The 26,227-nt window shown below is 71.9% G+C and carries 30 protein-coding genes; 15 read left to right on the top strand and 15 right to left on the bottom strand.

What is annotated here, in order from left to right:
• Positions 1-9: 9 nt before the first annotated feature.
• The 4 genes from trxA to ACZ7CH_RS26995 form a co-directional block, all read right to left on the bottom strand.
• Positions 10-318, bottom strand: a complete 309-nt coding sequence (gene trxA / locus ACZ7CH_RS26980; protein ID WP_470375217.1) for a thioredoxin — start codon at positions 316-318, stop codon at positions 10-12.
• Positions 309-695: a MerR family transcriptional regulator gene (locus ACZ7CH_RS26985; protein ID WP_360400464.1), complete on the bottom strand. Its 387-nt coding sequence runs from the start codon at positions 693-695 to the stop codon at positions 309-311. The genes trxA and ACZ7CH_RS26985 overlap by 10 nt, the downstream gene beginning before the upstream one ends.
• A gap of 46 nt (positions 696-741) precedes the next feature.
• Positions 742-1,176, bottom strand: coding sequence for an ATP-binding protein (locus tag ACZ7CH_RS26990; protein WP_360400461.1), 435 nt, complete (start codon positions 1,174-1,176; stop codon positions 742-744).
• A 98-nt stretch (positions 1,177-1,274) separates the two neighbouring features.
• A complete protein-coding gene (locus ACZ7CH_RS26995) occupies positions 1,275-2,441 on the bottom strand; it encodes a PP2C family protein-serine/threonine phosphatase (protein WP_470375218.1) in 1,167 nt (388 codons plus the stop codon).
• 107 nt (positions 2,442-2,548) lie between these two features.
• Here ACZ7CH_RS26995 and ACZ7CH_RS27000 point away from each other — a divergent pair, with 107 nt between their 5' ends.
• The 5 genes from ACZ7CH_RS27000 (at position 2,549) to ACZ7CH_RS27020 (ending at position 7,010) form a co-directional block, all read left to right on the top strand.
• Entirely contained in the window at positions 2,549-3,043 is a 495-nt protein-coding gene (locus tag ACZ7CH_RS27000; protein WP_458432896.1) for a MarR family winged helix-turn-helix transcriptional regulator, read from the top strand.
• Positions 3,044-3,154: 111 nt separating this feature from the next.
• Positions 3,155-3,664 carry an ATP-binding protein gene (locus tag ACZ7CH_RS27005; protein ID WP_458432894.1) on the top strand — a complete coding sequence of 170 codons (510 nt, stop codon included), beginning with the start codon at positions 3,155-3,157 and terminating at the stop codon, positions 3,662-3,664.
• Positions 3,661-4,902, top strand: a complete 1,242-nt coding sequence (locus ACZ7CH_RS27010; RefSeq protein WP_470375219.1) for a PP2C family protein-serine/threonine phosphatase — start codon at positions 3,661-3,663, stop codon at positions 4,900-4,902. The genes ACZ7CH_RS27005 and ACZ7CH_RS27010 overlap by 4 nt, the downstream gene beginning before the upstream one ends.
• Positions 4,903-5,013: 111 nt before the next feature.
• Positions 5,014-6,309: a GAF domain-containing protein gene (locus ACZ7CH_RS27015; protein ID WP_470375220.1), complete on the top strand. Its 1,296-nt coding sequence runs from the start codon at positions 5,014-5,016 to the stop codon at positions 6,307-6,309.
• A gap of 17 nt (positions 6,310-6,326) precedes the next feature.
• Positions 6,327-7,010 (top strand): hypothetical protein, encoded by a 684-nt coding sequence (locus tag ACZ7CH_RS27020; protein WP_360400443.1) that lies wholly within the window; start codon positions 6,327-6,329, stop codon positions 7,008-7,010.
• Positions 7,011-7,018: 8 nt separating this feature from the next.
• On the opposite strand, the gene ACZ7CH_RS27025 is transcribed toward ACZ7CH_RS27020, so the two are convergent.
• Complete coding sequence (locus ACZ7CH_RS27025; RefSeq protein ID WP_470375221.1) at positions 7,019-7,159, bottom strand: hypothetical protein; 141 nt, start codon at positions 7,157-7,159, stop codon at positions 7,019-7,021.
• A gap of 127 nt (positions 7,160-7,286) precedes the next feature.
• Between ACZ7CH_RS27025 and ACZ7CH_RS27030 the strand changes: the two genes are divergently transcribed.
• The gene (locus ACZ7CH_RS27030; protein ID WP_458432888.1) at positions 7,287-7,856 is read left to right on the top strand and encodes a TetR/AcrR family transcriptional regulator; all 570 of its coding nucleotides are present in this window, start codon (positions 7,287-7,289) and stop codon (positions 7,854-7,856) included.
• A 153-nt stretch (positions 7,857-8,009) separates the two neighbouring features.
• On the top strand, positions 8,010-9,332 hold the full coding sequence (locus ACZ7CH_RS27035) for a hypothetical protein (protein WP_470375222.1): 1,323 nt from the start codon (positions 8,010-8,012) through the stop codon (positions 9,330-9,332).
• Here ACZ7CH_RS27035 and ACZ7CH_RS27040 read toward each other — a convergent pair whose 3' ends face one another.
• From ACZ7CH_RS27040 to ACZ7CH_RS27055, 4 genes are all read right to left on the bottom strand, one after another.
• A complete protein-coding gene (locus ACZ7CH_RS27040) occupies positions 9,333-9,737 on the bottom strand; it encodes an ATP-binding protein (RefSeq protein WP_458432880.1) in 405 nt (134 codons plus the stop codon).
• A gap of 71 nt (positions 9,738-9,808) precedes the next feature.
• Positions 9,809-10,255 carry an ATP-binding protein gene (locus ACZ7CH_RS27045; RefSeq protein WP_470375223.1) on the bottom strand — a complete coding sequence of 149 codons (447 nt, stop codon included), beginning with the start codon at positions 10,253-10,255 and terminating at the stop codon, positions 9,809-9,811.
• A complete protein-coding gene (locus ACZ7CH_RS27050; RefSeq protein WP_470375224.1) occupies positions 10,239-12,551 on the bottom strand; it encodes a SpoIIE family protein phosphatase in 2,313 nt (770 codons plus the stop codon). The genes ACZ7CH_RS27045 and ACZ7CH_RS27050 overlap by 17 nt, the downstream gene beginning before the upstream one ends.
• Positions 12,533-17,071, bottom strand: coding sequence for a HAMP domain-containing protein (locus ACZ7CH_RS27055; protein WP_360400422.1), 4,539 nt, complete (start codon positions 17,069-17,071; stop codon positions 12,533-12,535). Before ACZ7CH_RS27055 ends, ACZ7CH_RS27050 begins: the two co-directional genes overlap by 19 nt.
• A 140-nt stretch (positions 17,072-17,211) precedes the next feature.
• On the opposite strand from ACZ7CH_RS27055, the gene ACZ7CH_RS27060 reads away from it, so the two are divergent.
• From ACZ7CH_RS27060 to ACZ7CH_RS27070, 3 genes are all read left to right on the top strand, one after another.
• Positions 17,212-17,475, top strand: coding sequence for a hypothetical protein (locus tag ACZ7CH_RS27060; protein ID WP_470375225.1), 264 nt, complete (start codon positions 17,212-17,214; stop codon positions 17,473-17,475).
• Positions 17,476-17,559: 84 nt separating this feature from the next.
• Entirely contained in the window at positions 17,560-18,684 is a 1,125-nt protein-coding gene (locus ACZ7CH_RS27065; protein WP_360400416.1) for a hypothetical protein, read from the top strand.
• A 90-nt stretch (positions 18,685-18,774) separates the two neighbouring features.
• Positions 18,775-19,842 carry a spore photoproduct lyase family protein gene (locus ACZ7CH_RS27070; RefSeq protein WP_458432874.1) on the top strand — a complete coding sequence of 356 codons (1,068 nt, stop codon included), beginning with the start codon at positions 18,775-18,777 and terminating at the stop codon, positions 19,840-19,842.
• 18 nt (positions 19,843-19,860) lie between these two features.
• Here the strand turns inward: ACZ7CH_RS27070 and ACZ7CH_RS27075 are convergent, their stop codons facing one another.
• The 4 genes from ACZ7CH_RS27075 to ACZ7CH_RS27090 form a co-directional block, all read right to left on the bottom strand.
• Positions 19,861-20,100 (bottom strand): Imm1 family immunity protein, encoded by a 240-nt coding sequence (locus ACZ7CH_RS27075; RefSeq protein ID WP_470375226.1) that lies wholly within the window; start codon positions 20,098-20,100, stop codon positions 19,861-19,863.
• Positions 20,097-20,411, bottom strand: a complete 315-nt coding sequence (locus tag ACZ7CH_RS27080; RefSeq protein ID WP_458432873.1) for a hypothetical protein — start codon at positions 20,409-20,411, stop codon at positions 20,097-20,099. The genes ACZ7CH_RS27075 and ACZ7CH_RS27080 overlap by 4 nt, the downstream gene beginning before the upstream one ends.
• Before the next feature lie 49 nt (positions 20,412-20,460).
• Positions 20,461-20,604 (bottom strand): hypothetical protein, encoded by a 144-nt coding sequence (locus tag ACZ7CH_RS27085; protein WP_360400404.1) that lies wholly within the window; start codon positions 20,602-20,604, stop codon positions 20,461-20,463.
• An 89-nt stretch (positions 20,605-20,693) separates the two neighbouring features.
• Positions 20,694-21,551: a coiled-coil domain-containing protein gene (locus tag ACZ7CH_RS27090; RefSeq protein ID WP_360400401.1), complete on the bottom strand. Its 858-nt coding sequence runs from the start codon at positions 21,549-21,551 to the stop codon at positions 20,694-20,696.
• A gap of 225 nt (positions 21,552-21,776) precedes the next feature.
• On the opposite strand from ACZ7CH_RS27090, the gene ACZ7CH_RS27095 reads away from it, so the two are divergent.
• From ACZ7CH_RS27095 to ACZ7CH_RS27110, 4 genes are read left to right on the top strand one after another with little or no spacing between them, the layout of a single operon-like run.
• Positions 21,777-22,508, top strand: a complete 732-nt coding sequence (locus ACZ7CH_RS27095; protein WP_470375227.1) for a transglycosylase SLT domain-containing protein — start codon at positions 21,777-21,779, stop codon at positions 22,506-22,508.
• A gap of 1 nt (position 22,509) precedes the next feature.
• A complete protein-coding gene (locus tag ACZ7CH_RS27100; protein ID WP_360400395.1) occupies positions 22,510-23,544 on the top strand; it encodes a CHAP domain-containing protein in 1,035 nt (344 codons plus the stop codon).
• A complete protein-coding gene (locus ACZ7CH_RS27105; RefSeq protein WP_360400392.1) occupies positions 23,541-23,822 on the top strand; it encodes a YbaB/EbfC family DNA-binding protein in 282 nt (93 codons plus the stop codon). The genes ACZ7CH_RS27100 and ACZ7CH_RS27105 overlap by 4 nt, the downstream gene beginning before the upstream one ends.
• Entirely contained in the window at positions 23,819-24,133 is a 315-nt protein-coding gene (locus ACZ7CH_RS27110) for a hypothetical protein (RefSeq protein WP_360400389.1), read from the top strand. The genes ACZ7CH_RS27105 and ACZ7CH_RS27110 overlap by 4 nt, the downstream gene beginning before the upstream one ends.
• Positions 24,134-24,143: 10 nt before the next feature.
• On the opposite strand, the gene ACZ7CH_RS27115 is transcribed toward ACZ7CH_RS27110, so the two are convergent.
• Positions 24,144-24,917 (bottom strand): ESX secretion-associated protein EspG, encoded by a 774-nt coding sequence (locus ACZ7CH_RS27115; protein WP_360400386.1) that lies wholly within the window; start codon positions 24,915-24,917, stop codon positions 24,144-24,146.
• A 28-nt stretch (positions 24,918-24,945) separates the two neighbouring features.
• Between ACZ7CH_RS27115 and ACZ7CH_RS27120 the strand changes: the two genes are divergently transcribed.
• Positions 24,946-25,722, top strand: coding sequence for a helix-turn-helix domain-containing protein (locus tag ACZ7CH_RS27120; protein ID WP_470375228.1), 777 nt, complete (start codon positions 24,946-24,948; stop codon positions 25,720-25,722).
• Here the strand turns inward: ACZ7CH_RS27120 and ACZ7CH_RS27125 are convergent.
• Positions 25,637-26,206, bottom strand: a complete 570-nt coding sequence (locus ACZ7CH_RS27125; RefSeq protein ID WP_360400380.1) for a hypothetical protein — start codon at positions 26,204-26,206, stop codon at positions 25,637-25,639. The two genes, ACZ7CH_RS27120 and ACZ7CH_RS27125, sit on opposite strands and share 86 nt — an antisense overlap.
• Between the last annotated feature and the right edge of the window lie 21 nt (positions 26,207-26,227).

The following is a 26,227-nucleotide window of genomic DNA, read 5'->3' on the forward strand; positions in this document are numbered from 1 at the left end:
CTAGGACGCTCAAGCGGTCAGAGCGGCATCCAGCTCCGCGAGCAGCCGCGACTTGGGTCGCGCTCCCACGATCGACCGGATCGGCACCCCGTCGCGGAACAGCAGCATCGTCGGCAGCGACATCACCTGGTAGTCGCGGGCGGTCGCCGTGTTCTCGTCGGCGTTGATGCGCAGAACGGTCACGTCGTCGCGTTCCCGGTCGATCTCGTCGAGCACCGGCGACAGCATGTGGCACGGTCCGCACCACTGCGCCCAGAACTCGACCAGCACGGTCCCCGTCCGCACGCTCTCGCCGAACGTGGCGTCGGTCAGCTGCACTTGAACTCCCTGGGTTCGTCCACCCGGCACGGGTCGAAGGCCTCGATCTTGTCCACGAGGAACGCGCGCACCGCGCCCAGCCGCTCCAGGCACGCGTCCAGCTCGGCGAGCTTGCGCCGGTAGACCTCCCGCGAGTCGGGGCACGAGTCGCCGGAGGAGTGCCCGGCGCGCAGGCACGCCACGAACGGCCGGGTGTCCTCCAGCGACAGCCCGATCGACTGCAGCGACTGGATCTCCGCGACCAGCCGGAGGTCGTGCTCGTCGTACTCGCGGTAGCCGTTGGCGCTGCGGTCCGCCTCCAGGAGTCCCTGCGACTCGTAGAACCGCAGCGCCCGCGTCGTGGTGCCGGCTCGCCTGGCCAGTTCGCCGATCCTCATGACCGCAGACGCTAAACCTTGACGCCCACGTCAAGGCAAGGCCGCGTCAGCCGCGCTGCACCGGGATGCGCACCGGTCCGGTCCTGGTCACGTCGGCCCAGACGACCTTGCCGTTGTGCCGGGCCCGCACGCCCCAGGCGGTGCTCAGCCCCGCGACCAGCCGCAGCCCGAGGTGGAACCGGACGGGGGCGGTCGGCACCAGGGCAGCCGTGCGCTCACCGTCCTCCACCTCGATGCGGACGTACGGGCTGGTGCGGTGGCGGATCAGGGTGGTGGCGCGCGGCGCGGAGGTGTGCCGGTAGGCGTTGCTCACCAGCGAGTTGACGACCTGCACGACGGCCTCGGAGCTGGAGGTCGTCTCGTCGGCGAGGGCGCGGCGCACCCACCAGCGCACCTGCGCGAGGCTGGGGGCGGGGTGGATCAGCCGCATGGTGGCCCACTGGCCACCGGGTGCGGTGACGTCCGGCGTGGCGTCGCTCAAGTTCGGTCCTCGTGCCGGTGACAGGTCTCCTGATCACGCTAGGGCCCGTTCGCGATCTTGGCAGGAGGCCAAGGTCCTCGTCGGCGCGGGACCTTCGGTCAGGAACGGTCGGCGCCGTGCCAGTCCAGGCACAGCACCATCGCGTCGTCGTCGACGGTCAGGCCGCTGCGGTGCCCGGCGAGCTGCTGGAGGACCTCCCTGGGGACCTGCGCGGCGGGCAGCAGACGGGTCAGGTTGATCGCGCGGGCCAGCGCGCGTTCGCCGTAGCGCTCGCCGGCGGGGGAGGCCACGTCGTAGACGCCGTCGCTGGCGAAGATCAGCCGGTCGCCGGGGCGCACGTGGAACTCCTGCGGGGAGAACTGGGTGTCCTCGAACATGCCCAGCGGCAGCTGGTCCTCGAACGTGACGCGCTCGGCGGTGTTGCCGCGCAGGCGCCACATGCTGGGCGAGCCCGCGTCGATCACCTCGACCCTGCCGGTCTTCAGCTCGAACTGCAGCAGCAGGACCGAGACGTGCACCCGGCCGCCGTGCTGGCCGTAGATCGCCTGGTCGGCCAGCGCCGCCTGGTCGGCGAGGGAGACGCCGGCGCGGCGGGCGTTGCGCAGGGCGTTGATCGCGAGGTTGGTCAGCAGGGCGGCGTCGATGCCCTCGCCCATGCCGTTGGTGACCGTCAGCGTGAGGTGCTCGGCGTTGGTCGACCAGTCGAAGTTGTCGCCGTAGATGGCGTAGGCGGGTTCCAGCTGGCCGCCGAGGTCGTACTCGGACCGGCGGCAGGACCGGCCCGGCAACAGCTGCCACTGCATCTCCGCGGCGAGGGTCAGCCGCGCCGCCCGCCGCGCCTGCAGGTACAGGTCGGTGTCGCGTTCGGCGACCACGATCTCGTGGCCCAGCGTCTGCGCGATCCGGCCCAGCTCCGCCACGTCGTCCTGGCCGGGCACGTCCGCCAGGTCGACCGCGAGCACGCCGAGCCGGTCGCCGCGGACGGTGACCGGCAGGTAGGTGGTCACGGCGGTGCCCTCGCGGTGCTCGACGAACGGCTGCTGGGCGCCGAACGCCTGACCGGGCGTGCTGCCGTTCACCGGGATCGGGCTGCTCGTGTACGGCAGCTCCGCGACCGGTTGCAGCATGAGCAGCGCGTAGTCGGCCAGCAGCAGCTGCACCGCCTCGGCCTGGTACAGCTGTCTCAGCTGGGTGCGCGTGACGTCGAGCAGCTCGTGCGGTGCCGCGGCCCGGAGGGCCTGCTCGACGACGAGGTATCTGTTCACCGCTTGTGCGGTCACGGGGTGCCTGCCTTCTGCGCCGGGTGTCGATCCCGTGTCGCGGGCGCGGCCGGACATGACACGGGAACACTAAGGATGCGACAGTGGGGGACGTGAACCGGATTCGGCCACACGCCTCCGTCGACGACGTGCTCCGGGTTCTCACCCAGGTGGTCGAGCAGATCGAGGTGATGTGGGAACGGAGCAAGGACGTGTCGCCCGCTCCGCTGTCGGTGTCCCAGCTGCGCGTGATGTTCGTGCTCGAGAAGTCCGAGGGCGCCAACCTGCGCGCGCTCGGCGAGGCGCTGGACGCCGCACCGTCTTCGGTCAGCCGCCTGTGCGACCGGCTGGAGGCGGTCGGTTTCCTGGAACGCGGCCTGAGCGCCACCAGCCGCCGCGAGGTCGAGCTCTCGCTGAGCGACCGCGGCCGCGCGTACCTGCACGACCTGCGTGAACGGCGGCGTGAGCACCTGCGCGACGTCGTGGACACGCTGCCGCCGTCCGCCCGGTCCACGCTCGTCAGCGGGTTGCGGCAGCTGCGGGACGCGGCCACGTCCGTCCAAGGCGTCGACGACGGCGACGACCAGCCGGGAACGCAGACCGCCTGACCACCGTCGTCCCCCCATCGGTGCTCCCGTGCCACAACCGCGCCCACGTGTCGGCGTCTTCTGCTAACTTTTGTCGTGCGACAATAGTTTAGTGACGGGAACATCCGGCGGTTGGGGCTGCAGTGGCGACTGGCGAGGTTGCGCGACCGCACCGGAACCGGCCCCGTGCGGCCAGGTGAGGTGCACGTCGACCTCCCAGCCGGGGACCGGTCTGCGCCGACCGGCGAGACCGTCCACCCCATCCGTTCCGAGTCGGACCTGCTCGCCGCCCGGCACGCCGTGCGTGCCGCGGCCCTCGCGGCGGGGTTCGACCTCGTCAGTCAGACGAAGGTCGTGACGGCAGCGAGTGAGCTCGTGCGCAACGCCTACGTCCACGGCGGTGGTGGGGCGATGACCATCACCCGGCTCGTCGGTCTCGACGGCCGGCGCGGGCTCCGGTTGCAGGTCCGCGACCACGGGCCCGGCATCAGCGACGTCACGGCTGCGCTGGCCGACGGCTTCAGCACGTCCGCGGGACTCGGCCACGGGCTCGGTGGCATCCGCCTGCTCGTCGACGAGTTCACCCTCGACACCGCCGTGGGCGAGGGCACCACCGTGACCGTGGTGGGATGGGCGTCGTGACCGCAGAACAGCCCGTCACCTCCGCCACGACCGACGGCGTCCTCGCGTTGCGCGCGCGGCTCCGCTCGCTGTGCGACGAGCACGGCGTGTCCATCGAGCTGCGCGCCCGCCTGGTGCAGAGCGCGACGATCCTGGCGCGCGAGCACCACCTGGCCGCCGACCCCGCCGACCGCGCCGCCGTCGACGGGCAGCTCAGGGCCGAGCCGGGCGGCACGGCCACCCTGGTCGTGACCCTGCCGCTGGTCGAGCCGCTCGACCGCACCCGGCCGCTGAACCTGCCCCTGCTCCCCGAACCGGTCGACGCGCCCGCCGCCGTGTGGCACCTGCCCGCACAGGTGGAACCGCAGGTCGCCGTGCGGGCGGACCCGGCGGACGACCAGGCCGCGACCGACCTCGAACTGCGCGCCCTCCTGGCCCGCACCGACTCGCTGGAGCGCGAGCACCTGCAGCTCAAGCACGAGCTGGCGGAGACCAACAGCGGCGTCGTGGCGATGTACGTGGAGCTGGAGGAGCGGGACGAACAGCTCCGCAGGGCCCACGCGGTGATCTTCCGCGAGCTGGAGGACGCCCTGCGCCCACCGCCCCCGGTCGTGCCCGGCGTCGAGCTCGGGGTGCACTACCGGCCGGCCGACCGCGACGCCCCCACCGGCGGCGACCTCTACGACTGGTTCGTGCTCGCCGACGGCACCCTGCAGATCACCGTCGTCGACGCCGTCGGCCACGGCGTCACCTGCACCCGCAACGCCCTCAACGTCACCCACACCATCCGCACCCTGACCCTCGACGGCTACCCGCTCGAAGACCTGGTCCGGCGGGCCGCCGAGATCAACGAGGGTCTGATGGCCACCCTGCTGGTCGCCCGGCTCGACCCGCGCACGGGCGCGCTGCGCCTGGCCGGCGGCGGCCACCCGCCCGCGTTGCTGGTGCCCGGCGCCGGCGACACGGCCTACCTGCCCGCGAAGGGCCGCGGTGTCGGGTTCCCCGTGCCCGGCAGCACCGGCATCAACACGACGGTGCTGGCGCCGGGGGACCTGCTGCTGCTCTACACCGACGGGCTGGTCGAGAGCCGCGGCGACGTGGACGAGGGCGAGCTCCGGCTCTCCTCCGCCGCCAAGGCGTACGCGGACCAGCCGCTCGACCTGGCGTTGTCCACGATCGTGGCGGACATGCACGACATCGTCCTGTACACCGACGACACCGTGCTCCTCGGTGTCCGGTTCCGAGGTGCGATGACCTGAGGGGACACCGGCGGTGCGTACGATCGCACCGCTCACAGGAGTGCGGTAACAGTGGAACAGCGTCCGAGGTCCAGCAGCGTGCCTGCGACGCATGAGGGTGGGAATGCGGGCGTGAGCGCTTTGGACGGTCGGGACCAGGTCGAGGTGTCGCGGGTGACGGCGGGTGGCGGTGGCGCGGAGGAAGACCTGCGCGCGTTGTTCGGGCAGTCGACGGCGATCTTCGCGTCGTTCTCGGGACCGGAGCACGTGCTGGGGACGGCGAACCCCGCGTTCACGGCGTCCATCGGCCAGGGCAGGGCCCGTCCGGGGCAGCCGCTGGCGGACGTGCTGCCCGAGCCGGCCGAGCAGGGGCTGCGCGCGCTGCTGGACGAGGTCCACCGCACCGGCGAGGCGCGCACCGGTCGTGACGTGCGGGTCGTGCTGGGTGACGGCCCGGACGCGCGGGAGGCGTTCTTCGACGTCACCTGCGAGGCGCGCCGCGACCGGTCCGGCGAGGTGGTCGGCGTGCGGGTCATCGGGGTGGAGACCACGCAGGTCAAGCACGCCCAGCGGTTGATGGCCGAGCACCGCGCCCTGCTGGAGCAGATCGCCCGGCAGGCGCCGCTGACCGAGGTGCTCGACGGGATGGCCCGCTCCATCGAGGAGCTGGTGCCGCAGGAGCTGTTCGTGTCCGTCCTGCTGGCCGATCCCGACGGCCTGCACCTGCGGCACGGTGCCGCGCCCAGCCTGCCCGGCTTCTACAACGAGGCCATCGACGGCATCGCCACCGGTGAGGGCGTCGGTTCCTGCGGCACCGCGGCCCACCGGCGGGAACCGGTCGTGGTCGCCGACATCGCCACCGACCCGTTCTGGGACGACTTCCGCCACCTGGCCGAGCGCGCCGGGCTGGGGGCCTGCTGGTCGACGCCGATCCTGGCCCGCGACGGCGGCCTGCTGGGCACCTTCGCCCTGTACCACCGCACGCCCAGGGTGCCGCAGGACACCGACCTCGCCCTCATCCAGGTCTTCACCGGCACCGCGGCCCTCGCCATCGAACGCCACCACGACGACCAGGCCAAACGCGCCGCAGAGGCCCGCGCGGAAGCGGCACTGGAGGACCTGGCGAAGGCCGTCGAGGCGGAACGCGAGCTGCGTGCCGACGCCGAACGGCGGGCCGCTGCCGCCGCGGAGCTGAACGCCAGGATGCGCGCCGCCGCCGAGAACCAGGCCCGCACGCCGCGCCCGGAGCAGTGCCAGCTCGGCGGCACCGCCGGGTGCGGCGCGCCGGCCGAGATCAAGGTCGCCGACTCGTGGGGCGACGCGGCCTGGGGCTGCGCCGCGCACGTCGAGGAGGCGCTGATCAACGTGCGGTCGGTGTTCATCGCGAGCGAGGAGCTCGGCGGGCTGGCGGCCTACGTGCACCGCTGACCGACTAGGCTCTTCGGGTGAAGCGTTTCCTGCTGGCCGCGCTGTGCCTGCTCGTGGCCGCCTGCGGCACCCCAGCACCGGCCACTGCCCCCACCGCGGCGTCCGGCTCGACCAGCACCCGGCCCTCCGCCGACGAGTCGGCGGCGGTCCGCGCCGCCTTCGAGACCTACCAGAAGGCCGTGCTCGCCAAGGACGGCGCCGCGGCGGTGTCGGTGCTGGCCGGCCCGATCTTCGACGTCTACGAGAACTACCGGACGCTGGCGCTCACCGCCACCGAGCAGCAGCTCGCCACCTCGCTGCTCAGCGTGCGCCTCGCGGTCTACGTGATGCGGGGCGCGCTGGACCCCGCGGTCCTGCGTACCGCGTCGTCGAAGGACGTGGTGAAGGCGGCGGTCGACCGGGGGCTGGTCGGGGAGCAGGGCGTGTCCAACCTCGCCGTCGGCGAGGTCGAGGTCGACGGCGACAAGGCGTCGACCGAGGTGATCGCCCGCGGGCAGCAGGCGCCGTACCGGTTCGAGTTCGCGCGCGAGGACGGGGCTTGGAAGATCGACCTGCGCCCGTTGCTGGACCTGGCCGACACCGGGCTGGCCGAGGTGGCGAAGCAGCGGAACCTGACCCCGGAGCAGTTGCTCGACCAGACGCTGGTCGCGATGTACGGGCCCGCGAAGGCGACCGAGCTCCGCAAGCCCCTCGGACGCTGACCGGCCTCCTACAGCGACATGAACGTGTCGCGGTCGTAGCGGGCCAGAGCGCGCAGCAACTCGGTCGTGCGCACCGCGAGCCGCGCGGCGAACCTGGTCAGGGCGTTGCCTCGGCGACCGTAGGCCGAGGTCCAGAGCTGAGGAATCATGGTTCGATGCTCTGCCGGGACCGGTCGCGCGCCGGGGTTCGTGGACGACTCTGGACGGCGGTTGCGCGGGCCCGCCGGCAGGACTAACTTGGAACGGTTGGTTCAAGTTAGTCCTGAGGTGGCAACGATGCCCGACGTGAAGCACTTCGACCCGGACGCCGTGCTCGACGAGGTCATGGCGTTGTTCTGGAAGCGAGGTGCCGCGTCGACCGGCATCCAGGACATCGTGACCGCCACCGGCCTGAACCGGTCGAGCCTGTACTCGACGTTCGGCGGCAAGCACGACCTCTACCTGGCGGCGCTGCGCCGGTACGTCCGCGAGCGGTCCCAGCCGGTCTTCGACCAGCTGGCCGGCGAGGAGGCAGGGCTCGCGGCGGTCGAGGTGTTCTTCGCCCGGCTCGTCCAGGTCCGGTGCACGGGTCCGCACGCCCGGTGGGGGTGCATGGTGGCGAACGCGCACGCCAACGGCGAGAACGACGACCCGGAGATCAGTGCGGTGCTGCACGAGCACCACGACCAGCTCAGCAAGGCGCTGCGCGCGGCGCTCGAACGGGAGCCGGGGCTGCGGCTCGCTCCCGCGCAGGCGGCGGACATGCTCGCCATGCTCGCCTACGGGGTGAACCTGCGTTCTCGTGCCGGTGCCGACCGGAAAGCGCTGAACGCGACCGTGAAGGCCGCGCTCAGCGCTCTCGTGTGAACCCCTGCTGGACGGCGACCTCCTTGATGTCGTCCAGGAGCTCCCTGATCCCTCCAAGGTCCAGCCCTTGGCTCCCGAGTGCGGTGCACGGGAGGTGCTTGACAGCCCGACTATCTTGAAACGAGTGTTCCAAGTTCGCTGAGGGGGCGTTCGGTGTTCACTCCGAGCAGACCGCGCACGCTCGACGAGTACGTCGTGCAGCTGCGCGGGTTGAAGGTCGACGCGGGCAGTCCGTCGATCACCGAGATCACCCGGCGCATCCACGCGTCGTGGCACAGGGCCGGTCGCCCGCGCAGCGAGTGGCCCGCCCGCTCGACCGTCGGCAACTGCTTCCAGACCGGGCGGCGGCGGCCGAACGTCGACCTGGTTCTTGCCGTCGTGGAGGTGCTCGTCGACGGCGACGTCGCGCTGCTGGGGCAGTGGCGGCAGGCGCTGCGCCGGGTGCTGGGGGAGACCGACGCGACCGGCTGTGCCCGCGTGCGCACCGAGCTGCCGGAGGACCTTCCCGCGTTCGTCGGCAGGCGGGACCTGCTCCAGCGGTTCGCCTCCGGCGGTGTCGTGGCGCTCGCCGGGATGCCGGGCATCGGGAAGACGGCGCTGGCCGTCCACCTGGGACACTCGTGGGCTCGCCGCGGTCTGGTCCGCGGCCCGGTGCTGTTCCTGGACCTGTGCGGGCTTGACCCCGTGCGCCCGCCCGTGGCCGTCGCCGCCGCACTGGAGTCGTTCCTGCGGGTGCTCGGCGTACCGGGCGATCTGATCCCACCCGGCCTCGACGACCGGATCCGGTTGTACCGCACCAAGGTCGCGGAGACCTCCGCGCTCGTCGTGCTCGACAACGCGGCCGACGCGGCCCAGGTGCGGCCGCTGCTGCCCCCACCCGGCTGCCACGCGCTCATCACGAGCCGCACCGCTCTACCCGGCCTCGGCTCCACCACGCTGCCCCCGCTCACCGCCGGGGAGGCGCTGGAACTGCTGCGCCTCAGCGCAGCGCCGCGCACCGCGGACGCCGGCCCGGTCGGCTCGATCGTCGAGCTCCTCGGCTGCCACCCGCTCGCCGTGTCGGTCATCGGCCGCCACCTGCACGAGCACCCCGGCTGGACGCTGACCGACTACCTGGAACCGCTCACCGCGCTGGCCCTCGAAGGCGGCCTGCGGGCGACGCTGGCGCTCTCCGACCGCGCGTTGCCCCCGGACGCGCGCCGGTTGCTGCGCCTGCTGACGTTGCACCCCTGCACGACCTTCGACGTGCACGCGGTGGCGGCGCTGGCGGACCTGAGCGGGCGGCCGACGCGCGGCCTGCTCGACGCGTTGATCGAGGCGCACCTGGTGGAGCAGAAGGGGTACGGGCTCTACGAGCTGCACCCGCTGGTGCGCGCCTACGGTGCGGAACGCCTGCTGATCGACGAACCGGTGAGCCGCAGCCGGCGTGCGCTGGAACGGCTGCTGGACCAGCGCGACCTGCGGTTGGTCAGCTGATCACCGCGCCGGCGCGCAGGGGATGACCGCCCACACGGCCTTGCCGACGGTGCGGTGCACCACGCCCCAGCGCTCGGCCAGCCGGTTCACGATCACCATGCCGCGGCCGCGCACCGAGTCGGGCGTGGACGGCCGCAGCAGAGGCGAGTCAGGCGAGGCGTCCTCAGCCACGACGTTGACGACGCACGGCTCGTCCGACCGCCGCAACCGCAGGCGGGCGGGCAGACGTGCGTGGTCGAAGACGTTGGCGGCAAGCTCGGTGATCACCATCAGCACGTCGAGGAGGTCGTCCTCGCCCAGGTCGCCCAGGATCGACCTGGTCCACCTGCGGATCTTCGCCGTGTCCGGTACGGCGCTGACGAGCTCCAGCGTGTGCCATCCGTCAACAGAGCTCTCGGCAGCCACTTCGTGGCCTCCTCCTTGTTGGCATTGCACGACTGGAGTACCTCGGCCGGGGGCGGCGAAACCCGGCACCGTCAGGACGGACCCAGCTCACACCGCAGCTCCGCCCACACCGTCTTGCAGCCGTCACCGGGGCTCGTGCCCCAGGACGTGGCCAGCCGGTCGACCATCACGATCCCGCGGCCGCGGCAGCCGCCGAGCCGCGACCGGCCGAGAACGGGCAGCTCAGGCGCGGTGTCGTCGACCTCGCAGCGCACCACGCACGGGTCCGGCGCCACGTGCAGGCGCAACCGGCGCGGGCCCCGGCCGTGGTCGAAGGCGTTGCACACCAGCTCGCTGAGCACGAGCAGCACGTCCCCGACGTCGTCGCCGCCGAACCCGGTGAGCGCGAGCCGCGCCCGGGCCCGGATTCCGGCGACGTCGTCGTGGTAGTCCTCCAGGTCGAAGCTGCGGAAGAAGGCCTGGTGGCCGGGGTGGCTGAGCGACACGGTCGGCACCTCCTCGTCACGGCAGCTGGACACCGACGACGCACGTGTCGTCGTCGGTGTCGGACCGGCTCTGGGTCAGCAGGTGGTCCAGCAGGTCGTCCAGGTCGGCCCGCGGTTCCCGCACGGCGGCGCACAGCTGCTCCAGGCACTCGTCCAGCGGCAGGTCCCTGCGCTCGACCAGGCCGTCGGTGTAGAGCAGCAGCGTGTCACGGGGTTCGAGCACGACCTCGCCCTCCACGTAGGTCGCCTCGGACAGGGCACCGAGCATCGTGCCGGGCAGCATCGGCAGCAGCTCGCCCTCCCCGTCCCTGATCAGCACCGGCGGCAGGTGACCGGCGCGGGCCCAGCGCAGCACGCGGGTCAACGGGTCGTACACGCCGCAGATCGCGGTGGCGAAGATGTTGTCGGCGAGGTGGTGGGCCACGAGGTTCAGCCAGGTGAGCAGCTGGCCCGGTCCCGCGCCGGTGGCGGCCAGCCCGCGCAACGCGTTGCGCAGCACCACCATCCCGGTCGCGCCCTTGATGCCGTGACCGGTGATGTCGCCGACCGACACCAGGATCTGCTTGGACGGCAGCACGACGGCGTCGTACCAGTCGCCGCCGACCAGCTCTTCCTGCGCGGCGGGCCGGTAACGCACCGCGACCCGCAGTCCGAACGCCTCCAGCGTGGGGTGCGTCGGCGGCATGATCACCTGCTGGAGCTGCAGCGTCAGCCTGTTGCGCTCCGCGGCCTCCTGCGCGGTGATCGCCAGCTGGTCCTGCGTGGCCGACAGCGCCACCTCGGTCCAGTGCTGGGAGGACACGTCCTGGTAGGCGCCGCGGACGGCGAGCAGCGTGCCGTGCGGGTCGAGCACGGGCTCGGCGATCACGCGGACGTGTCGGGTGACACCGCCGGTGCGCTGCAGGCGGAACGCCGCGGACGCTTGCCGGTGGTCGTGCAGCACGGTCTGCACGAACCCGTTGAGCGCCGGCACGTCGTCCGGGTGGGCGTGCGCCGCGATCTGCGCCAGCGGCACGGGATCGGCGCCGGGGGCGTGTCCGTAGAGCGAGTGCAGCTGGCTGTTCCACACGATCGCGCCGGTGAGCCGGTCCTCCTCGAAGCCGCCGACCCGGCCGAGGCGCTGGGCGTGCTGCAGCAGGTTCGCCAGGCGGGTCGTCTCGTCCTGCACCCGCCACACGACCAGCACCAGCACCCCGTGCCGGGTGATGCTCACCCCGGCGGTCACCGTCAGCGGCACCTCGTCGATCAGCGCGGCGAGGTTCATGTGCTCTGCGCGGAACGGCTCACCGGTGGCGTGCACGTGCTCGACCTTGTCGAACAGGCCGCCCTCGGTCGCGGCCAGCGGGTAGGCCTCCAGCAACGACCGGCCCGCCACCGCGGCCCGCGGCCGTCCGGCGAGGTCCACGAACCGGCTGTTGACGTGGTGGATGCGGAAGTCGGTGATCGTGCCCTCCGGCGAGACCTCGGGGCCCAGCACGAACGCCGGGTCGAGCAGCCCGTCGGCGAGGTCCACCAGCTCCGCCGGCGCGGGCGCCGCGTGGTCGGCCACGCGCACGACCGCGGTGCTGTCCAGGGTGGCGGCGCACAGCTCCGCCAGCGCCTCCACCTGCTTGTGCACGCTCAACGGCTGCGGTGCGAGCCCGGTGGGCCAGCAGATCTCCAGCACGCCGGTGATGCGGCCGCCGGTGCCGGCCGGGACGGTGACGCGGCCGAGCAGGCCGGCACCGATCGACGGCAGCCCCGACGCGCCCAGGTCGCCGATCCACACCGCCTCCCGCTCCAGGAGCGCCCGGCGTGCGGGTGTCGGCACGCCGGGAGGGACGTAGCGCCAGCGGTGTGCCTCACCGGTGCCGAACCCGGCGTGTCCGGCGAGGGTGAGCGAGGCGTCCGCACCGGCCAGCCAGATCGCCACGGCGCTCGCGCCCAGCGGGGCCAGCGCGTGGTCGAAGAGCGACTGGGCCACCGACTGCGTGTCGTCGGCGTGCAGAGCGCCGCTTTCCGCTGTCCGCAACCGGATCGCCGTCGTGGCGGTGTGGTCGCCGGCCGCGGCGGGGACCGCGGTGAGCTCGTCGCCGGAGACCTCGTTGATGATCTCCACGGCGAGCTGCAGCTGGGTGGTGCCCGCCCGGTCCGCGAGCAGGGCGAGCTGCTCGGCCGCCTGCGCGGGACCGCAGCGCAGGCGTTCGACGAGCACGCCCTTGGCGAGCTCCACCAGCGCCCGGCCGTCCGCTGCCGCCCGTGCCTGCTCGATCTCCCGGTGCAGGCGGGCGACGGTGCCCGCGAGCCGGCCGACACCGGCCTCGTCGGCGGTCACCGGGTGCGCATCCACCGGTGCACGCAGGCCACCAGGTCGTCGGCGTCGACCGGTTTGGTGACGTAGTCGTTGGCGCCCGCCGAGATGCTCTTGTCCCGGTCGCCCGGCATCGCCTTCGCCGTGACGGCGATGATCGGGACCTCCGCGTGGTCGGGCATGGAGCGGATCGCGGCGGTGGCGGCGTAGCCGTCCATCTCCGGCATCATCACGTCCATCAGGATCAGGTCGATCTCCGGGTGGCTGACCAGCGCCTCGATGCCCTCCCTGCCGTTCTCCGCGTGCAGCACCCGCACGTCGTGCAGCTCCAGGATGCTGCTGAGCGCGAACAGGTTGCGGGCGTCGTCGTCGACGATCAGCACCGTGCGACCGGCCAGCTGCCCGTTCACCCGGTGCGCGGCCGGCGGCCGCGGCTGCTCGGGACGCACGAGGGGCAGCACGTCCTCGGGGCCGTCCGCGTTGAGGTGCAACGCGATCCGCTCCCGCAGCTCGTCCAGGCTGGACAGCAGCTCGAGCGGGCGGGTGCTGCTGCGCGTCTGCAGCTGCTGCTCGTACTGCGCCGGCAGCCTGCGGTTGTTGTGCGCCAGCACGGGAATCGTGCGGGTGGCGGTGTCACCGTCGAGCGCCTCCAGGAACCGCAGCGCGGCACCGTCGGGCATGTCCAGCTCCAGCACGACGCAGTGGCACGGCTCGGTCGCGAGCGCGGCCGCCGCCTCCTCGCGGCCGACGGCGGTGACCACCTCCACCGGCCCGCGCGGGTCGTTGCTCGCCGACAGGTCGGTCACCGCGCTCTGCGCGACCAGGGAGAGCAGGCCCTGCGGCCGTTCCTCCACGACCAGCAGCCGCCGCTGGTGCGTGGCGGCCGGTGCGGGTTCCTCCGCCGCGACAGCGGGTTCGGCCGCCGCCGTCGCCGCCTCCTGCACGGGCTCGGCGAACTCGCTGCTGTGCACCGGCAGGTACAGGGTGAAGGTGCTGCCCCTGCCCAGGGTGCTCTCCGCGGTGATCGACCCGCCGAGCAGGTAGGCGATCTCGCGGCTGATCGACAGGCCCAGCCCGGTGCCGCCGTACTTGCGGCTGGTGGTGCCGTCGGCCTGCTGGAACGCACCGAAGATCGACTCAAGCTGGTGCTCGGCGATGCCGATGCCGGTGTCGCTGACCTGGAACCGGATGGCCTGGCCGTGCGCGCGGACCGCGTGCGGCAGCTCGTCCTGGTCGGCGAGCCCGATGCGCAGCTCGACACCGCCGGTCTCGGTGAACTTGACCGCGTTGGACAGCAGGTTGCGCAGCACCTGCTGCAGGCGGGTGTCGTCGGTGACGAGCTCCGGCGGCGTGCCCGGCGAGGTGCTCAGCTGGAAGCTCAGCCCCTTCTGCGAGGTGAGCGGGCGGAACGTGACCTCGACGTAGTCCAGCAGCCGCCGCAGCGACACGCGTTCCGGCGTGATGTCCATCTTGCCGGCCTCGATCTTGGACAGGTCGAGGATGTCGTTGATCAACCCCAGCAGGTCGGAGCCGGCGGAGTGGATGATGCCCGCGTACTCGACCTGCTTCGGGGTGAGGTTGCGGCTGGGGTTCTGGGCCAGCAGCTGCGCGAGGATCAGCAGGCTGTTGAGCGGGGTGCGCAGCTCGTGGCTCATGTTGGCCAGGAACTCCGACTTGTACTTCGAGGCGAGCGTCAGCTCCTGCGCGCGGACCTCCAGCTGCTGCCGCGCCTGCTCGATCTCCAGGTTCTTCGTCTCGATGTCGCTGTTCTGGATCGCGAGCAGCTCCGCCTTCTCCTCCAGCTCCTTGTTGGAGCGCTGCAGCTCCTCCTGGCGGGCCTGCAGCTCACCGGAGCGCGACTGCAGCTCCTCCGCGAGCCGCTGGGACTCGGTGAGCAGCTCGTCGGTGCGGGCGTTGGCGATGATGGTGTTGACGTTGACGCCGATGGCCTCCATCAGCTGGTCGAGGAAGTCGCGGTGGATGTCGGTGAAGCGGTGCACCGACGCGACCTCGATGACGCCGAGGACCTGGTCCTCCACGACGATCGGCAGCACCAGCAGGTTGACCGGTGCGGTGCGGCCGAGACCGGAGGTGATGGCGACGTAGTCGGCCGGCATCTCGTCCACGGCGATCGTGCGGCGGCTGCGCGCGGCCTGCCCGACGAGCGACTGCCCGAACCGGAACCGGGTGGTCCGCGAACCGTCGTCGGGGTGGCCGTAGGAGCTGATCAGCCGCAGCTCCTGGCGGTCCTCGGTGTCGTCGGCCAGGTAGAACGCGCCGAACTGGGCCGACACCAGCGGCGTCAGCTCGTCCATGATCAGCTCGGCGACGACGGCGAGGTCCCTGCGGCCCTGCATGAGCCCGGAGATGCGGGCCAGGTTGGACTTCAGCCAGTCCTGGTCCTCGTTGGCCTTCGTGGAGTCGCGCAACGACTCCACCATCGAGTTGATGTTGTCCTTGAGCTCGGCGACCTCACCGGAGGCCTCGACGGTGATCGACCGGGTCAGGTCGCCCTCGGCGACCGCGCTCGTCACCTCGGCGATCGCGCGCACCTGGCGGGTCAGGTTCCCGGCCAGCTCGTTGACGTTCTCGGTGAGCCGCTTCCACGTGCCGGACACGCCCTCGACCTCGGCCTGACCACCCAACCGGCCCTCGCTGCCGACCTCGCGGGCCACGCGGGTGACCTCGGCGGCGAAGGAACTGAGCTGGTCGACCATCGTGTTGATCGTGGTCTTGAGCTCCAGGATCTCGCCGCGGGCGTCGACGTCGATCTTCTTGGTCAGGTCGCCCTGCGCGACGGCGGTGGTGACCTGGGCGATGTTGCGGACCTGGTTGGTCAGGTTGTTCGCCATGAAGTTGACGTTGTCGGTCAGGTCCTTCCAGGTGCCCGCCACGTTCGGCACCCGTGCCTGACCGCCGAGCATGCCCTCGGTGCCGACCTCGCGGGCCACGCGGGTGACCTCGTCGGCGAACGCGGACAGCGTGTCGACCATCGTGTTGATCACGCCGGCCAGCGCGGCGACCTCGCCCTTGGCCTCGACGGTGATCTTCTGGGACAGGTCGCCGCGGGCCACCGCCGTGGCGACCTGGGCGATCGACCGCACCTGGTTGGTGAGGTTGGAGGCCATGACGTTCACGTTGTCCGTCAGGTGCTTCCACGTGCCGGAGACACCGCGCACGGTCGCCTGGCCGCCGAGGTTGCCCTCGGTGCCGACCTCGCGGGACACGCGGGTGACCTCGTCGGCGAAGCCGGACAGCTGGTCGACCATCGTGTTGATGGTCTCCTTCAGCTCCAGGATCTCGCCGCGCGCGTCCACGCGGATCTTCTGGCTCAGGTCACCGCGCGCCACCGCCGTCGTCACCTGCGCGATGGAGCGCACCTGCGCGGTGAGGTTGTCCGCCATGACGTTGACGGACTCGGTGAGGTCCTTCCACGTGCCGGACACGCCCTTCACGTCCGCCTGGCCGCCGAGGCGCCCGTCCGTGCCGACCTCGCGGGAGACGCGGGTGACCTCGTCGGCGAAGGAGGAGAGCTGGTCGACCATCGTGTTGATGGTGTCCTTGAGCTCCAGGATCTCGCCGCGGGCCGTCACGGTGATCTTCTGGCTGAGGTCGCCGCGGGCGACCGCCGTGGCGACCTGGGCGATGGAGCGCACCTGCGCGGTCAGGTTGCCCGCCATGAAGTTCACCGAGTCGGTGAGGTCGCGCCACGTGCCGGACACGCCCTTCACGTCGGCCTGACCGCCCAGGGCGCCCTCGGTGCCGACCTCGCGGGAGACGCGGGTGACCTCGTCGGCGAAGGAGGAGAGCTGGTCGACCATCGTGTTGATGGTGTTCTTCAGTTCGAGGATCTCGCCGCGCGCGGTGACCGTGATCTTCTGGCTGAGGTCGCCGCGCGCGACGGCGGTGGTCACCTGGGCGATGTTGCGGACCTGGTCGGTCAGGTTGCCCGCCATGAAGTTCACGGAGTTCGTGAGGTCCAGCCACACGCCGCCGACGCCGGGCACCTCGGCCTGACCGCCCAGCCGGCCCTCGCTGCCCACCTCGCGGGCCACGCGGGTGACCTCGTCGGCGAACGAGGAGAGCTGGTCGACCATCGTGTTGACGGTGTTCTTCAGCTCCAGGATCTCGCCGCGCGCGTCGACGTCGATCTTCTGGCTGAGGTCGCCGCGGGCGACCGCGGTGGCGACCTGGGCGATGTCGCGGACCTGGCTGGTCAGGTTGCCCGCCATGGCGTTCACCGAGTCGGTGAGGTCCTTCCACGTGCCGGACACGCCCGGCACCTCGGCCTGTCCGCCGAGGCGCCCGTCCGTGCCGACCTCGCGCGCGACGCGGGTGACCTCGGAGGTGAACAGCGACAGCTGGTCGACCATGCCGTTGAAGACGGTGGCGATCTCGCCGAGCAGCCCGTCGGAGTCGTCGGGCAGGCGGATCCCGAAGTCGCCGTCGCGCACGGCGGTGAGCCCGGCGAGCAGCTGCCGCAGCTCCGGCAGCTCCGCCGCTCTTCGCGCGGCGTCCTGACCGGCCAGGACATCGGCCGGCGCACTCGTGCCACTCATCCAGAACCCTCCACTGCACGGCGAAACCACGTGGAGGTGGGCACCTGTCTGCTCAAGCTCACCTCAGCGAACGCGAATGACATTACTGGAAGCCTGGTCGTGTCCTTCTCCGCGACGATCCCGGCGGTCGCGCCGGTCCGGTGCGCGGCGGCGAATTCGATCGGCCGGGAATGTTCTTCGGATTTCCGTCCGGCGAGCGGCTGCCGCTGGACCCGCAGGAAGCCGTGCTCGACATCGGCGGCGGCTCGGTGGAGACCGCCCTGGGCCGTGACGCCGGTGCCCGCGAGGGCCGATTCGTGAGGTGGCCGTCAATGGTGCTCACCGGATCGGGCGAATGTGCGGAGAATGGGGTTCGTTCACTCGATGAGTTGATGCTTTCCCCGTGCGGGGCTGTCGCAAATTGACGCTGATCACCCGTTTCGATCATGATCAGATTCATGATCGAAACGGGCGATCACACGAATCGTCGCCTTTTCCTCCGTGCCGGCGTGGTGACCGCGGGTGGTGCGGGCCTGCTGGCCGCGACCACCCCCGCCGCCGAGGCCGCCACCGGCTCGCACGTCTTCCGGGTGGCGCACTTCGGCGCCAGGGGAGACGGCCGCACCGACGACACCGCCGCCGTGCAGCGCGCGATCGACGCGGCCTGCGCCTTCGCCGCACGCGCGAACGGCTACGCACGCGTCGAGTTCGACGCCAGGACCTACCTGCTCGCCACACCACCGGCCCGACCTCGCCCCGGCCCCACCCACGCGGCCGGCCAGCTGCTGTTCCCGGAACGCACCTCCGGCCCGCAGATCACGGTCGAGCTCGCCGGCGCCGGCACCCAGCAGGGCCTGCAGTTCATCCCGGACGGCCGGCAGACGGCGGCGGGCACCATGCTGAAGTCGACGGTCACCGCCACCTGGGACGGCCTCGCGACCGGCATGCCCCCGGCCGTGATCGCCTCGCCGAAGGGCAACGTGTGGGGCGGCTTCAACCGCGTGGCCGTGGCGGTCACGAACATCGCCGTCCAGGTGCCGTCGAACCCGTCGCTGGCCGGCCTGAACCTGCTGTGGGCACCGCAGGTCCGCCTGCGCGGCGTCCGCGTGTGCACCCCGGACCCGCTGCCCGCGGTGGTCGAGCCGGAGATCCCGTGGTCCACCGGCGTCGTCCTGCCCGGCGGCGGCAACAACGCGGTCGTCTACCTGCGCGACGTGCACATCGCCGGCTTCCACACCGGCCTGCTGTTCGGCGAGCACACCGACGCCTCCAGCGTCCTGGTCTTCGCGTGCAAGGTGGCGCTGGCCCCGTTCGGCAGACGCCTGCACACCGCCCGCTTCGGCCTGGTCACCGTCGAGTGCTGCCCGACCGTGCTCTCCGAGGTCAGCTGGGAGACCGGCCGCGTCGCCGGCACCGAGGGCGACAGCCTCAAGATCGACCTGCTCGACGTCGAGGAGTACAACGGCTTCAGCCGCAGCCTGGCCTGGACCCGGCACGACTGCCACGTCTTCGACCCGAACAGCGTGCTGCGGGGGTGGATCTGGATGGCCCGCTCCGGTGCCGACTACCTGAACATCCCGCTGACCCTGCAGGGCGCCCGGCACCTGCAGATCTCCGAGATCCAGCAGACGTGACCGGGTCGCCGGAGGAGAGTTGCGCCACGTGTTCACCCTGGTAGCGCGCATGCGCGCGGTTTTTGTCGGTGCCGTGTGGACACTGCAGGGGTGAGCACCTCGACACCGCTGCTGAACCCGACCCGCATCTACGTGGAGCCCGCGGCCGCGCTGCTGCCGCGCGGCCGCGAGGTGCTCGACCGGTTCCCGGACGCGCAGCGGGTCGAGGTCGACAGCCACTGGCGCATCCCCGAGCTGCACGGCGACGAGGCCAACGCCCAGCGGTGGGTGCGGATCAAGCGCGAGGCGCTGGTGCTCGGGGTGAAGAAGTCGCTGAGCGCGCGCCCCAACGGCCGTTCCGCGCACTTCATCGCCCCGTCCACCGCCAACGGCTGCGCGATGGCCTGCGCCTACTGCTACGTGCCGCGGCGCAAGGGCTACTCCAACCCGATCACGGTGTTCGCGAACATCGACCAGATCACCGGCTACCTGGCCCGCCACGTCGCCCGGCAGGGCCCGCTGACCGAGCCCGGCCAGATCGACGACCACGCGTGGGTCTACGACATCGGCGAGAACTCCGACTGCTCGGCGGACGCACTGGTCAGCGACAACGTGCGGGACCTGGTGCGGCTGTTCCGCGGCCTGCCCACCGCCAAGGCGTCCTTCGCGACCAAGTACGTCAACCGCGACCTGCTGGACTGGGACCCGCGGGGCCGCACCCGCGTCCGCTTCTCGCTGATGCCCGAACGCACCGCGAAACTGCTCGACATCCGCACCACCCCCGTCGCCGACCGCCTCGCCGCCCTCGACGACTTCCGCGCCGCCGGCTACGAGGTGCACGTGAACCTCAGCCCGGTCGTCGTGCACGACGGCTGGCTGGAGGACTGGCGGCAGCTGCTCCAGTCGCTCGGCGACGCGGTCTCACCCGCCACCCGCGCGCAGCTGGCCGCCGAGGTCATCATGCTCACCCACAACCAGCCGCTGCACGAGGTCAACCTGCGCTGGCACCCGCGGGCGGAGGACCTGCTGTGGCGCCCGGACCTGCAGGAGGTCAAGCGCAGCGAGGGCGGTGGGGTCAACGTGCGGTACCGGCGGGGGCTCAAGCGGGAACTGCTCGACTCGTTCCTCGCACTGGTCGCGGAGCAGGCTCCGTACCTGCGGGTCCGGTACGCGTTCTGAGCTCCGGCCCGGGGTGGATCAGAAGACGTCCGACTCCTGCCAGTGCACGCAGGTGGGGCGTTGACCTGTTTCCGCGAGCTCCAGCAGCGCCTCTCTGAGCTTTGCCAACGGGATGAGGGCATCCGCGGGGAACCGGGTGCGCGTGTCCACGTCGACGTACAGCGTGATGTCCCGATCATCGGGACGGGTGGCCGAATTCCCGTGTGGGTGTTCATCGGTCCGGCGGGTGACCCACGCACACATTTCGTCGTCCTTCATCTCGGACGAGACAGGACGGCCTGATCCGGGCCGTGACACCGGATCATCGTCGGCCGCGAAACTCGGTGGTCCATGGCGTGCATGGCCGCGACCCGGTGTGGCACATCGATGTCGAACTTCAGCTGGTGGTCCGGGAGCTTGAGCGCACCGACCTTCGGGCGATCCCGCAGGTACACGACAGTCGGGTGGGGCTGTTCGTTGGCCAGGACATCGGCAAGCACCTGGTCGAGCTTCGCCTCCGAGTCCACCCTCACAGGGGTCCGGCCGCGGTTCTCGGGAGAGAAGTAGTACGCGTCGAGAACATGTTTCACGGCAGGCTCCTTCCGGTGAAGGTCTCGGAGTCTGCCGAACCATGAACTGTCATCGTTTGCCCAGGTAAAGCACATACGGCAACAGGTTGGCGCATGAGTAGAGCTCGTTGTTGACCACTGGTTCGGTGTGGGAGATCCCAGCGTTGCGCTGTCGCCAGGCCACCTTGATCTCGACGTGCTCAGCGGCTGCCACCCGGCCTCGCCCTCCTCGCGGAAACCCCAGCGGTTGGAGGAAGGTGCCGATCCGTCCGTGGCGACGCTTGAGGCGACGATCCGGAGTGCTCAGCGGTGAACGGGTTCGCGAGCGCGCCGATCGGGGTGGATGACGTCCATCTTCAGCAGGTTCTCCTCGGGCAACGCCGCCAGCACGGGCTCGATGTCGGCCAGGAGTGCCTGTGCGGCGAGCAGTTGGTCGCCGATGCGCTTGCGGTGCTGACGCAGGACCTCGACGCGGTGCTCGGCTTCGGTGACGATCCGCCGCGCGTGCTCGGTGGCGTCGCGGACGGTCTTCTCGGCGCGGGCCTGAGCGGAGCGCTGCTGCTCCTCCAGCGCACGCATCTGTTCGGCGCGGCGCTGGGTCATGGCCTGCTCGAAGTCCGCCTCGACCTGCCGGCGGAGCTGCGCGGCCTGGTCGTCGAGCTGGCGGCGGCGCCGTTCCGCGTGCCGGGTCATCGTCTCGACCTGTGCGTGGGCGCGGGTCATCAGCTCGCGGTGCTCGGTCTCCACGTCCGCGCGGCGCCGGTCGAGGTCGGTCACGAGGTGCTCGGCGCGCTGGCGCAGGCGTTCGGCGGCGCGGTGGGCGTTCGCCCAGTCCTGCTCGGCGGCGCTGCGGGCGCGGGTGGTGATCTCCTCGGCTTCGGCGTGGGCCAGCTCGACCATGCGCCGGGTGCGTTCGGTGAGCGCCTCGGGGTCGATCGGTGTCCGGCAGATCCGGTCGACGCGGGCGCGCAGCTCGGCGATCTCCGTGCGGGCGGCTTCCAGTTGCCGGGCAAGGGACTCGGCCTGGGCCAGGGCGGCGTCGCGGTCGGCGGTGAGCGCTGTCGTCTCGCTCTCCGCCGCGTGCACGTAGTGCTGGACCTGGTCCTGGTCGTAGCCGCGCCAGCGCACGTCGAAGTCGGTTCGCAGCGGCAACAGCTCCACTTCCCCCTGCTCCTCTCCAGTCGCAGCAACACTCACCCGGAAGACGAAGCGGGGCCGGCGAATGTTCCCGGGAGGGAGGCGTTGGGGCGCAACGACTTGTGTGATCTGGATCAACCGGCGGTCGCACGGCTCCGGTGCACGGCCACTGGTCCAGCCGTGCACTGGAGCTGTCCCAGCGCGCAACGCCCCTGTCGCGGTGATCGGCCACCGGCCAAGCTCACCGGCATGAGCAGGTTGAGCCCCGAGCAGATCGCACAGCACGCCCGTGCCGCCGGGTTCGAAGGACAGGGCCTCACGATCGCGATCGCCGTCGCCCTCGCGGAGTCCGGTGGGGACCCGCGGGCGCACAACAGCAGGCCGCCGGACGACTCCTACGGGCTGTGGCAGATCAACATGCTGGGCGCGATGGGGCCCGAGCGGCGCCGGCAGCACGGGCTCGACTCGAACCGCGACCTGTTCGACCCGCGGACCAATGCCAAGGTGGCCAACGCGATCTCCGGTGACGGCAAGTCGTGGACGCCGTGGTCGACCTACACCAACGGTGCCTACCGGAAGTACCTCGACATCGCGCGCCGGGCGGCGAAGGACAGCCCGCGGCGGGCGCCGGCACGGCCGGAGCGCGGGGGCAGGGACGGTGGCGGGGGCGGTGGCGGGTTCGCGGTGGACCCGGAGGCGCTGGACCGCTATGTGCGGCAGGGCAGGGGCATCGCCGACGACATCGCGGCGATCGGCACCCGGCACGTCCGGCAGGTCGGCAAGATCGCCGACGACAGCTTCGGGCGGATCGGCAAGGAGACCGGGTTCGCGTCGGCGCTGGAGGCGTTCGGCGCGGCGCTGCACCGGCAGGTCGACGGGGTCGGCCGCAACGCCGACCGGCTGGCGCGCTCCACCGGGCGCATGGCGGGGGCCTACCGGGCGCAGGACGACGCGATCGCCGACGACTTGAAGCGAGGATGACGTGGACACGCGAGCGATGGCGCTGCAGTTCGCCAGGAGGATGGTCGGGCACCGCAACGCCTTGGCGGGCAAGGCGGACGACGCGATGCGCGTGCAGTTCGCGCTGCACCAGGCGGGCAGTGCGCTGGAGGACCAGCGCGACGCCGTGCGCAAGGCCGCGGGGACCGCGCTCGGCCACTGGCAGGGGGCGAACTCCGAGCAGTTCGAACGGCGGTCCGACCGGCTGGGCAAGCAGCTCAGGATGACGGCGGCGGCCGGCACCGAGGCCGAGAAGGTGGTGGCAGGGGCGAGCAGCGCGCTGCTCACCGGGCACACCGCGGCACAACGGCTGGTCGACGAGTACGTCACCAAGGCCGCCGCGCTGCTCGACGCGGGGGTCGCGAGCGGATCGCGGGCCGCGCTGATGAAGGCGGTGGCCGCCGCGGCCGACCTGGAGCCGCAGTACACGCGGGAGTCGGTGCGCACAGTGCGACAGGTCAAGGCCGAGCTCGACGAAGCCGGGCGGAAGCTGCGCGCGCTCACCAAGGAGATCCAGGACGACGGCATCGCCGATCCGCGCGCGGCACGACGCGGCGGCGGTGGCGGTGGCGGTGGCGCGACGAAGCTGTCCGGTGCGAAGGTGCGCAAGATCGTGTCCGCCGCCCGCGGCGAGATCGGCACGCGGGAGAACCCGCCGGGCAGCAACCGCAACCCGTACGGGCCGACGACCTTCTGGTGCTCGTCGTTCGCCACGGCGATGTGGCGCAGGGCCGGTGTGGACATCCCGGTCCTGCCGTTCACCGGGGACGTCTACCGCTGGGGCCAGCGAAACGGCAAGGCCTACGGCAACGGCGACCTGAAGCAGCACGTGCGGCCCGGCGACGTGCTGCTGTTCGGCACCGGGCCGCAGAGCCCCGCCACCAGCAAGCACATCGGCATCGTCGAGAAGGTCGACGGGAACACGGTCACCCTGATCGAGGGCAACTCCGGCGACCAGGTGCGCCGCAACACCCACCAGCTCAGCAGCACCAAGTTCTACGGAGGAGTGCACCCGTGACCACCGGACACGCCCACCACGCCACGGGCATCGCGATCGAGGTCGGCGTGGGCGGCGGGCTGCGCGCCATCACGCTGACCGAGCGGTCGATGCGGCTGGGCCGCGCCGCGCTCGCCGACGAGATCCTGACCCTGGTGCGCACGGCGACCGCGCGGGCCGGCGAACGCGCCAGGCACGTTCTCGGCGGCGAGCACCTGGAGGCGCTCGGCATCCACGCCGACCCCGCGCTCGTCGAGGAGATCGAGTCCACGACACCCGAGAGCTGGATGGTCCGATGACGCACGAACCGCAGACCGTCGAGGAGATGCTGGCCGAGGACGACGACCGCGAACCGCTCGGCGTCCGTGCCGCGCTGGACGCGATCACCTGCTCCGCGCGGGAGGACGACGTGGTGGTGACGGTCGACCTGCACGGCAAGCTCGTCGGGCTCGACCTCGGTCCGCGGGCGATGGCGGTGCGGCCCGCGGCGCTGGCGGCGCGCATCCACCGGCTCGTCGAGTGCGCCGCGCAGGAGGCGCTGCAGGAAGGGGAGGCGGTGCTGGCGGCCGTGCTGGACGAGGCGGTCCTGGCGGAGCTCGTGCCGGTCTGACCGGACCGGACTACGAGGCCTCGGCCAGCATGTCGGTGAGGCGCCGGGTGATCCAGGCCAGGTCGGCGGGCACCACCCGGACCCACTGCTCGTCGCGGATGGCCTCGGTCGTGATGACGTACCGGCCCGCCCTGGTGTCCGACCAGGTGAGCACCGGCGAGCGCCCGCGGCTGCCGGTCACGGCCAGCTGCCCCGCCCCGAGCCGGCCCGCCTCCGCGATGGTGATCAGCGGGCGCATCGCGCTGCCGCGCACACCCGCGTCGGCCAGGGCCCGTTCCAGGCCGTGGTACCCGCTCTCCACGTGTCCGCGCAGGGCCGCCGAGTACGCCGGGCGCGGCAGCCGCACCTGGTCGCCCGGTCCGGCCGGGTGGTCGCCGAGCAGCTTCGCCACGGCCCGCACGAGGTCGGTGCGCGCGATGGGTTCGAGGGCCAGCTCCTCGTTGTTCAGCACGGCGAGCACGCCGCGGCTGCCCCTGACCGCGGCCAGGACGCGCCACGGCTGGTCGCCGAACACCAGGGCGTCGACGGACACCGCGTGGTGGCGCAGCATCCCGAGCAGCTCCTCCAGCTCGGGGACGACGTCGCCGTGGTCGTCCGCCAGGCCGGCGCGGGCCAGTTCCGCGAACACGTCCACGGCCAGCTGGTCGCGCTCGTCCTCGGTGGCGCCGTGGGACGGCACGTCGAGCGCGGCGGGCAGGTCACCGAAGCCGAGGTCCTCCCACACCAGGTCGAACTCCAGGTGGGACAGGACCACCGCGCCGGTTGCGGGCAAACGTCGTGCCATGAGGACTCCCGTGGTTAGTCTTGACCGCGTGCAGCACGACGCAGAGGTCGCGAGCGGTGTGCTGGTCGTGCGTGCTTCCGGTGCCGCCGCGGCGAAAGCCGCGTTCACCGGTGCGCCGTCCGCGCGGACGCCGGCGGCCGTCCAGTTGCTGATGAGGTGCCCGGTGCACCGGTCGCTGCCGGAGGCCGTGCACGTGTTCGGCGACTGCTCGCTGCACGTGCTGCCGGTCGGCGCGATCATGCTGACCGTGCCGGAGACCCGGCTGTCGACGGGAGTGCGCGAGCTGCGGCCGCTGATGTTCCAGCCCGTCGCGGTCGGTGCCGGTCTGCGCAGCGCGTTCGCGAGCGCGGTCGGGCACCTCGTCACCGCGCGCGACGTCCTGGACCCGGTGGGCGCGGCGCACCACCTGGTCGGGCTGGCGGAGCTGGTGCTGCGCAGCGCGTTGCGGGAGGAGCTGGAACGCGCCGACATCGCCACCGGGCACCGGCGTGCCGCGCTCGATCACATCCGCGCGCACCTCGGTGAGCCGGACCTGACGCCGGGGCGGGTCGCCAAGGCGCTGAACATCTCGCTGCGCCGCCTCTACCAGGTGTTCGAGGGGGAGCCGAACGTCGCCGAGCGGATCAAGGTGCTGCGCATCGACCGCGCCAAGGCGCTGCTGGCCGACCCGGCGAAGGCCGACCGCGGTGTCGGTGAGATCTCCCGCGACTGCGGGTTCGTCAGTGCGACGCACTTCTCCCGGGCCTTCCGCGCGCTGGTCGGGCAGCCGCCGACGGAGTACCGCCGGCGCGCTCTGGCGAGGTGAACTCCACCCCGTTCACGAACCGCCCGGTGATGCCCGCCAGCTCCAGCCACCCGCGCCCGCTGGGGGAGTGCAGGGTGAACACGGCGATCCGCGGGCGCGCCGGGTCGGGCACGACGATCTGGAGCTGCGCCCCGACGCCGTCGACCGGAACCCGCTCGACGATCGCCACCGGGTAGCCGGTGCCGGTCGTGGCGGTGGTCAGTTCCTTGATGCCGGGGCCACCGGCGTCGGCGAGGTGGAAGCACAGCTCCTCCGCGGCCTCCGCGCTGAGCGCGCGCTCCACCGCGACCAGGCCGGCCACCAGGACCGCCGGGTCGGCGTCGCGGTGCTCGACGACCGCCACGAAGCTCGCGTGGTGGCGCTGGGCCAGCTCGGCGGCCTGCGTCGCCGCGACCTCCAGGCCGGGGTCACGTGCCCGGTCTGGGCCGCGCAGCTGCCGCAGCAACGCCAACAGCTCGGCGGAGGTCGTCTCGACCGAGCCCACTGCGACCGGGATGACGCCCCG

The sequence above is a fragment of the Lentzea sp. NPDC037011 genome, assembly GCF_055607425.1.

Coding starts and splice junctions, on each gene's coding strand:
- ACZ7CH_RS27110 (WP_360400389.1), top strand. CDS start 23,819: ATGACGCACGAACCGCAGACCGTCGAGGAGATGCTGGCCGAGGACGAC.
- ACZ7CH_RS27025 (WP_470375221.1), bottom strand. CDS start 7,159: ATGATTCCTCAGCTCTGGACCTCGGCCTACGGTCGCCGAGGCAACGCC.
- ACZ7CH_RS27115 (WP_360400386.1), bottom strand. CDS start 24,917: ATGGCACGACGTTTGCCCGCAACCGGCGCGGTGGTCCTGTCCCACCTG.
- ACZ7CH_RS26985 (WP_360400464.1), bottom strand. CDS start 695: ATGAGGATCGGCGAACTGGCCAGGCGAGCCGGCACCACGACGCGGGCG.
- ACZ7CH_RS27095 (WP_470375227.1), top strand. CDS start 21,777: ATGAGCAGGTTGAGCCCCGAGCAGATCGCACAGCACGCCCGTGCCGCC.
- ACZ7CH_RS27075 (WP_470375226.1), bottom strand. CDS start 20,100: ATGAAGGACGACGAAATGTGTGCGTGGGTCACCCGCCGGACCGATGAA.
- ACZ7CH_RS27055 (WP_360400422.1), bottom strand. CDS start 17,071: ATGAGTGGCACGAGTGCGCCGGCCGATGTCCTGGCCGGTCAGGACGCC.
- ACZ7CH_RS27030 (WP_458432888.1), top strand. CDS start 7,287: ATGCCCGACGTGAAGCACTTCGACCCGGACGCCGTGCTCGACGAGGTC.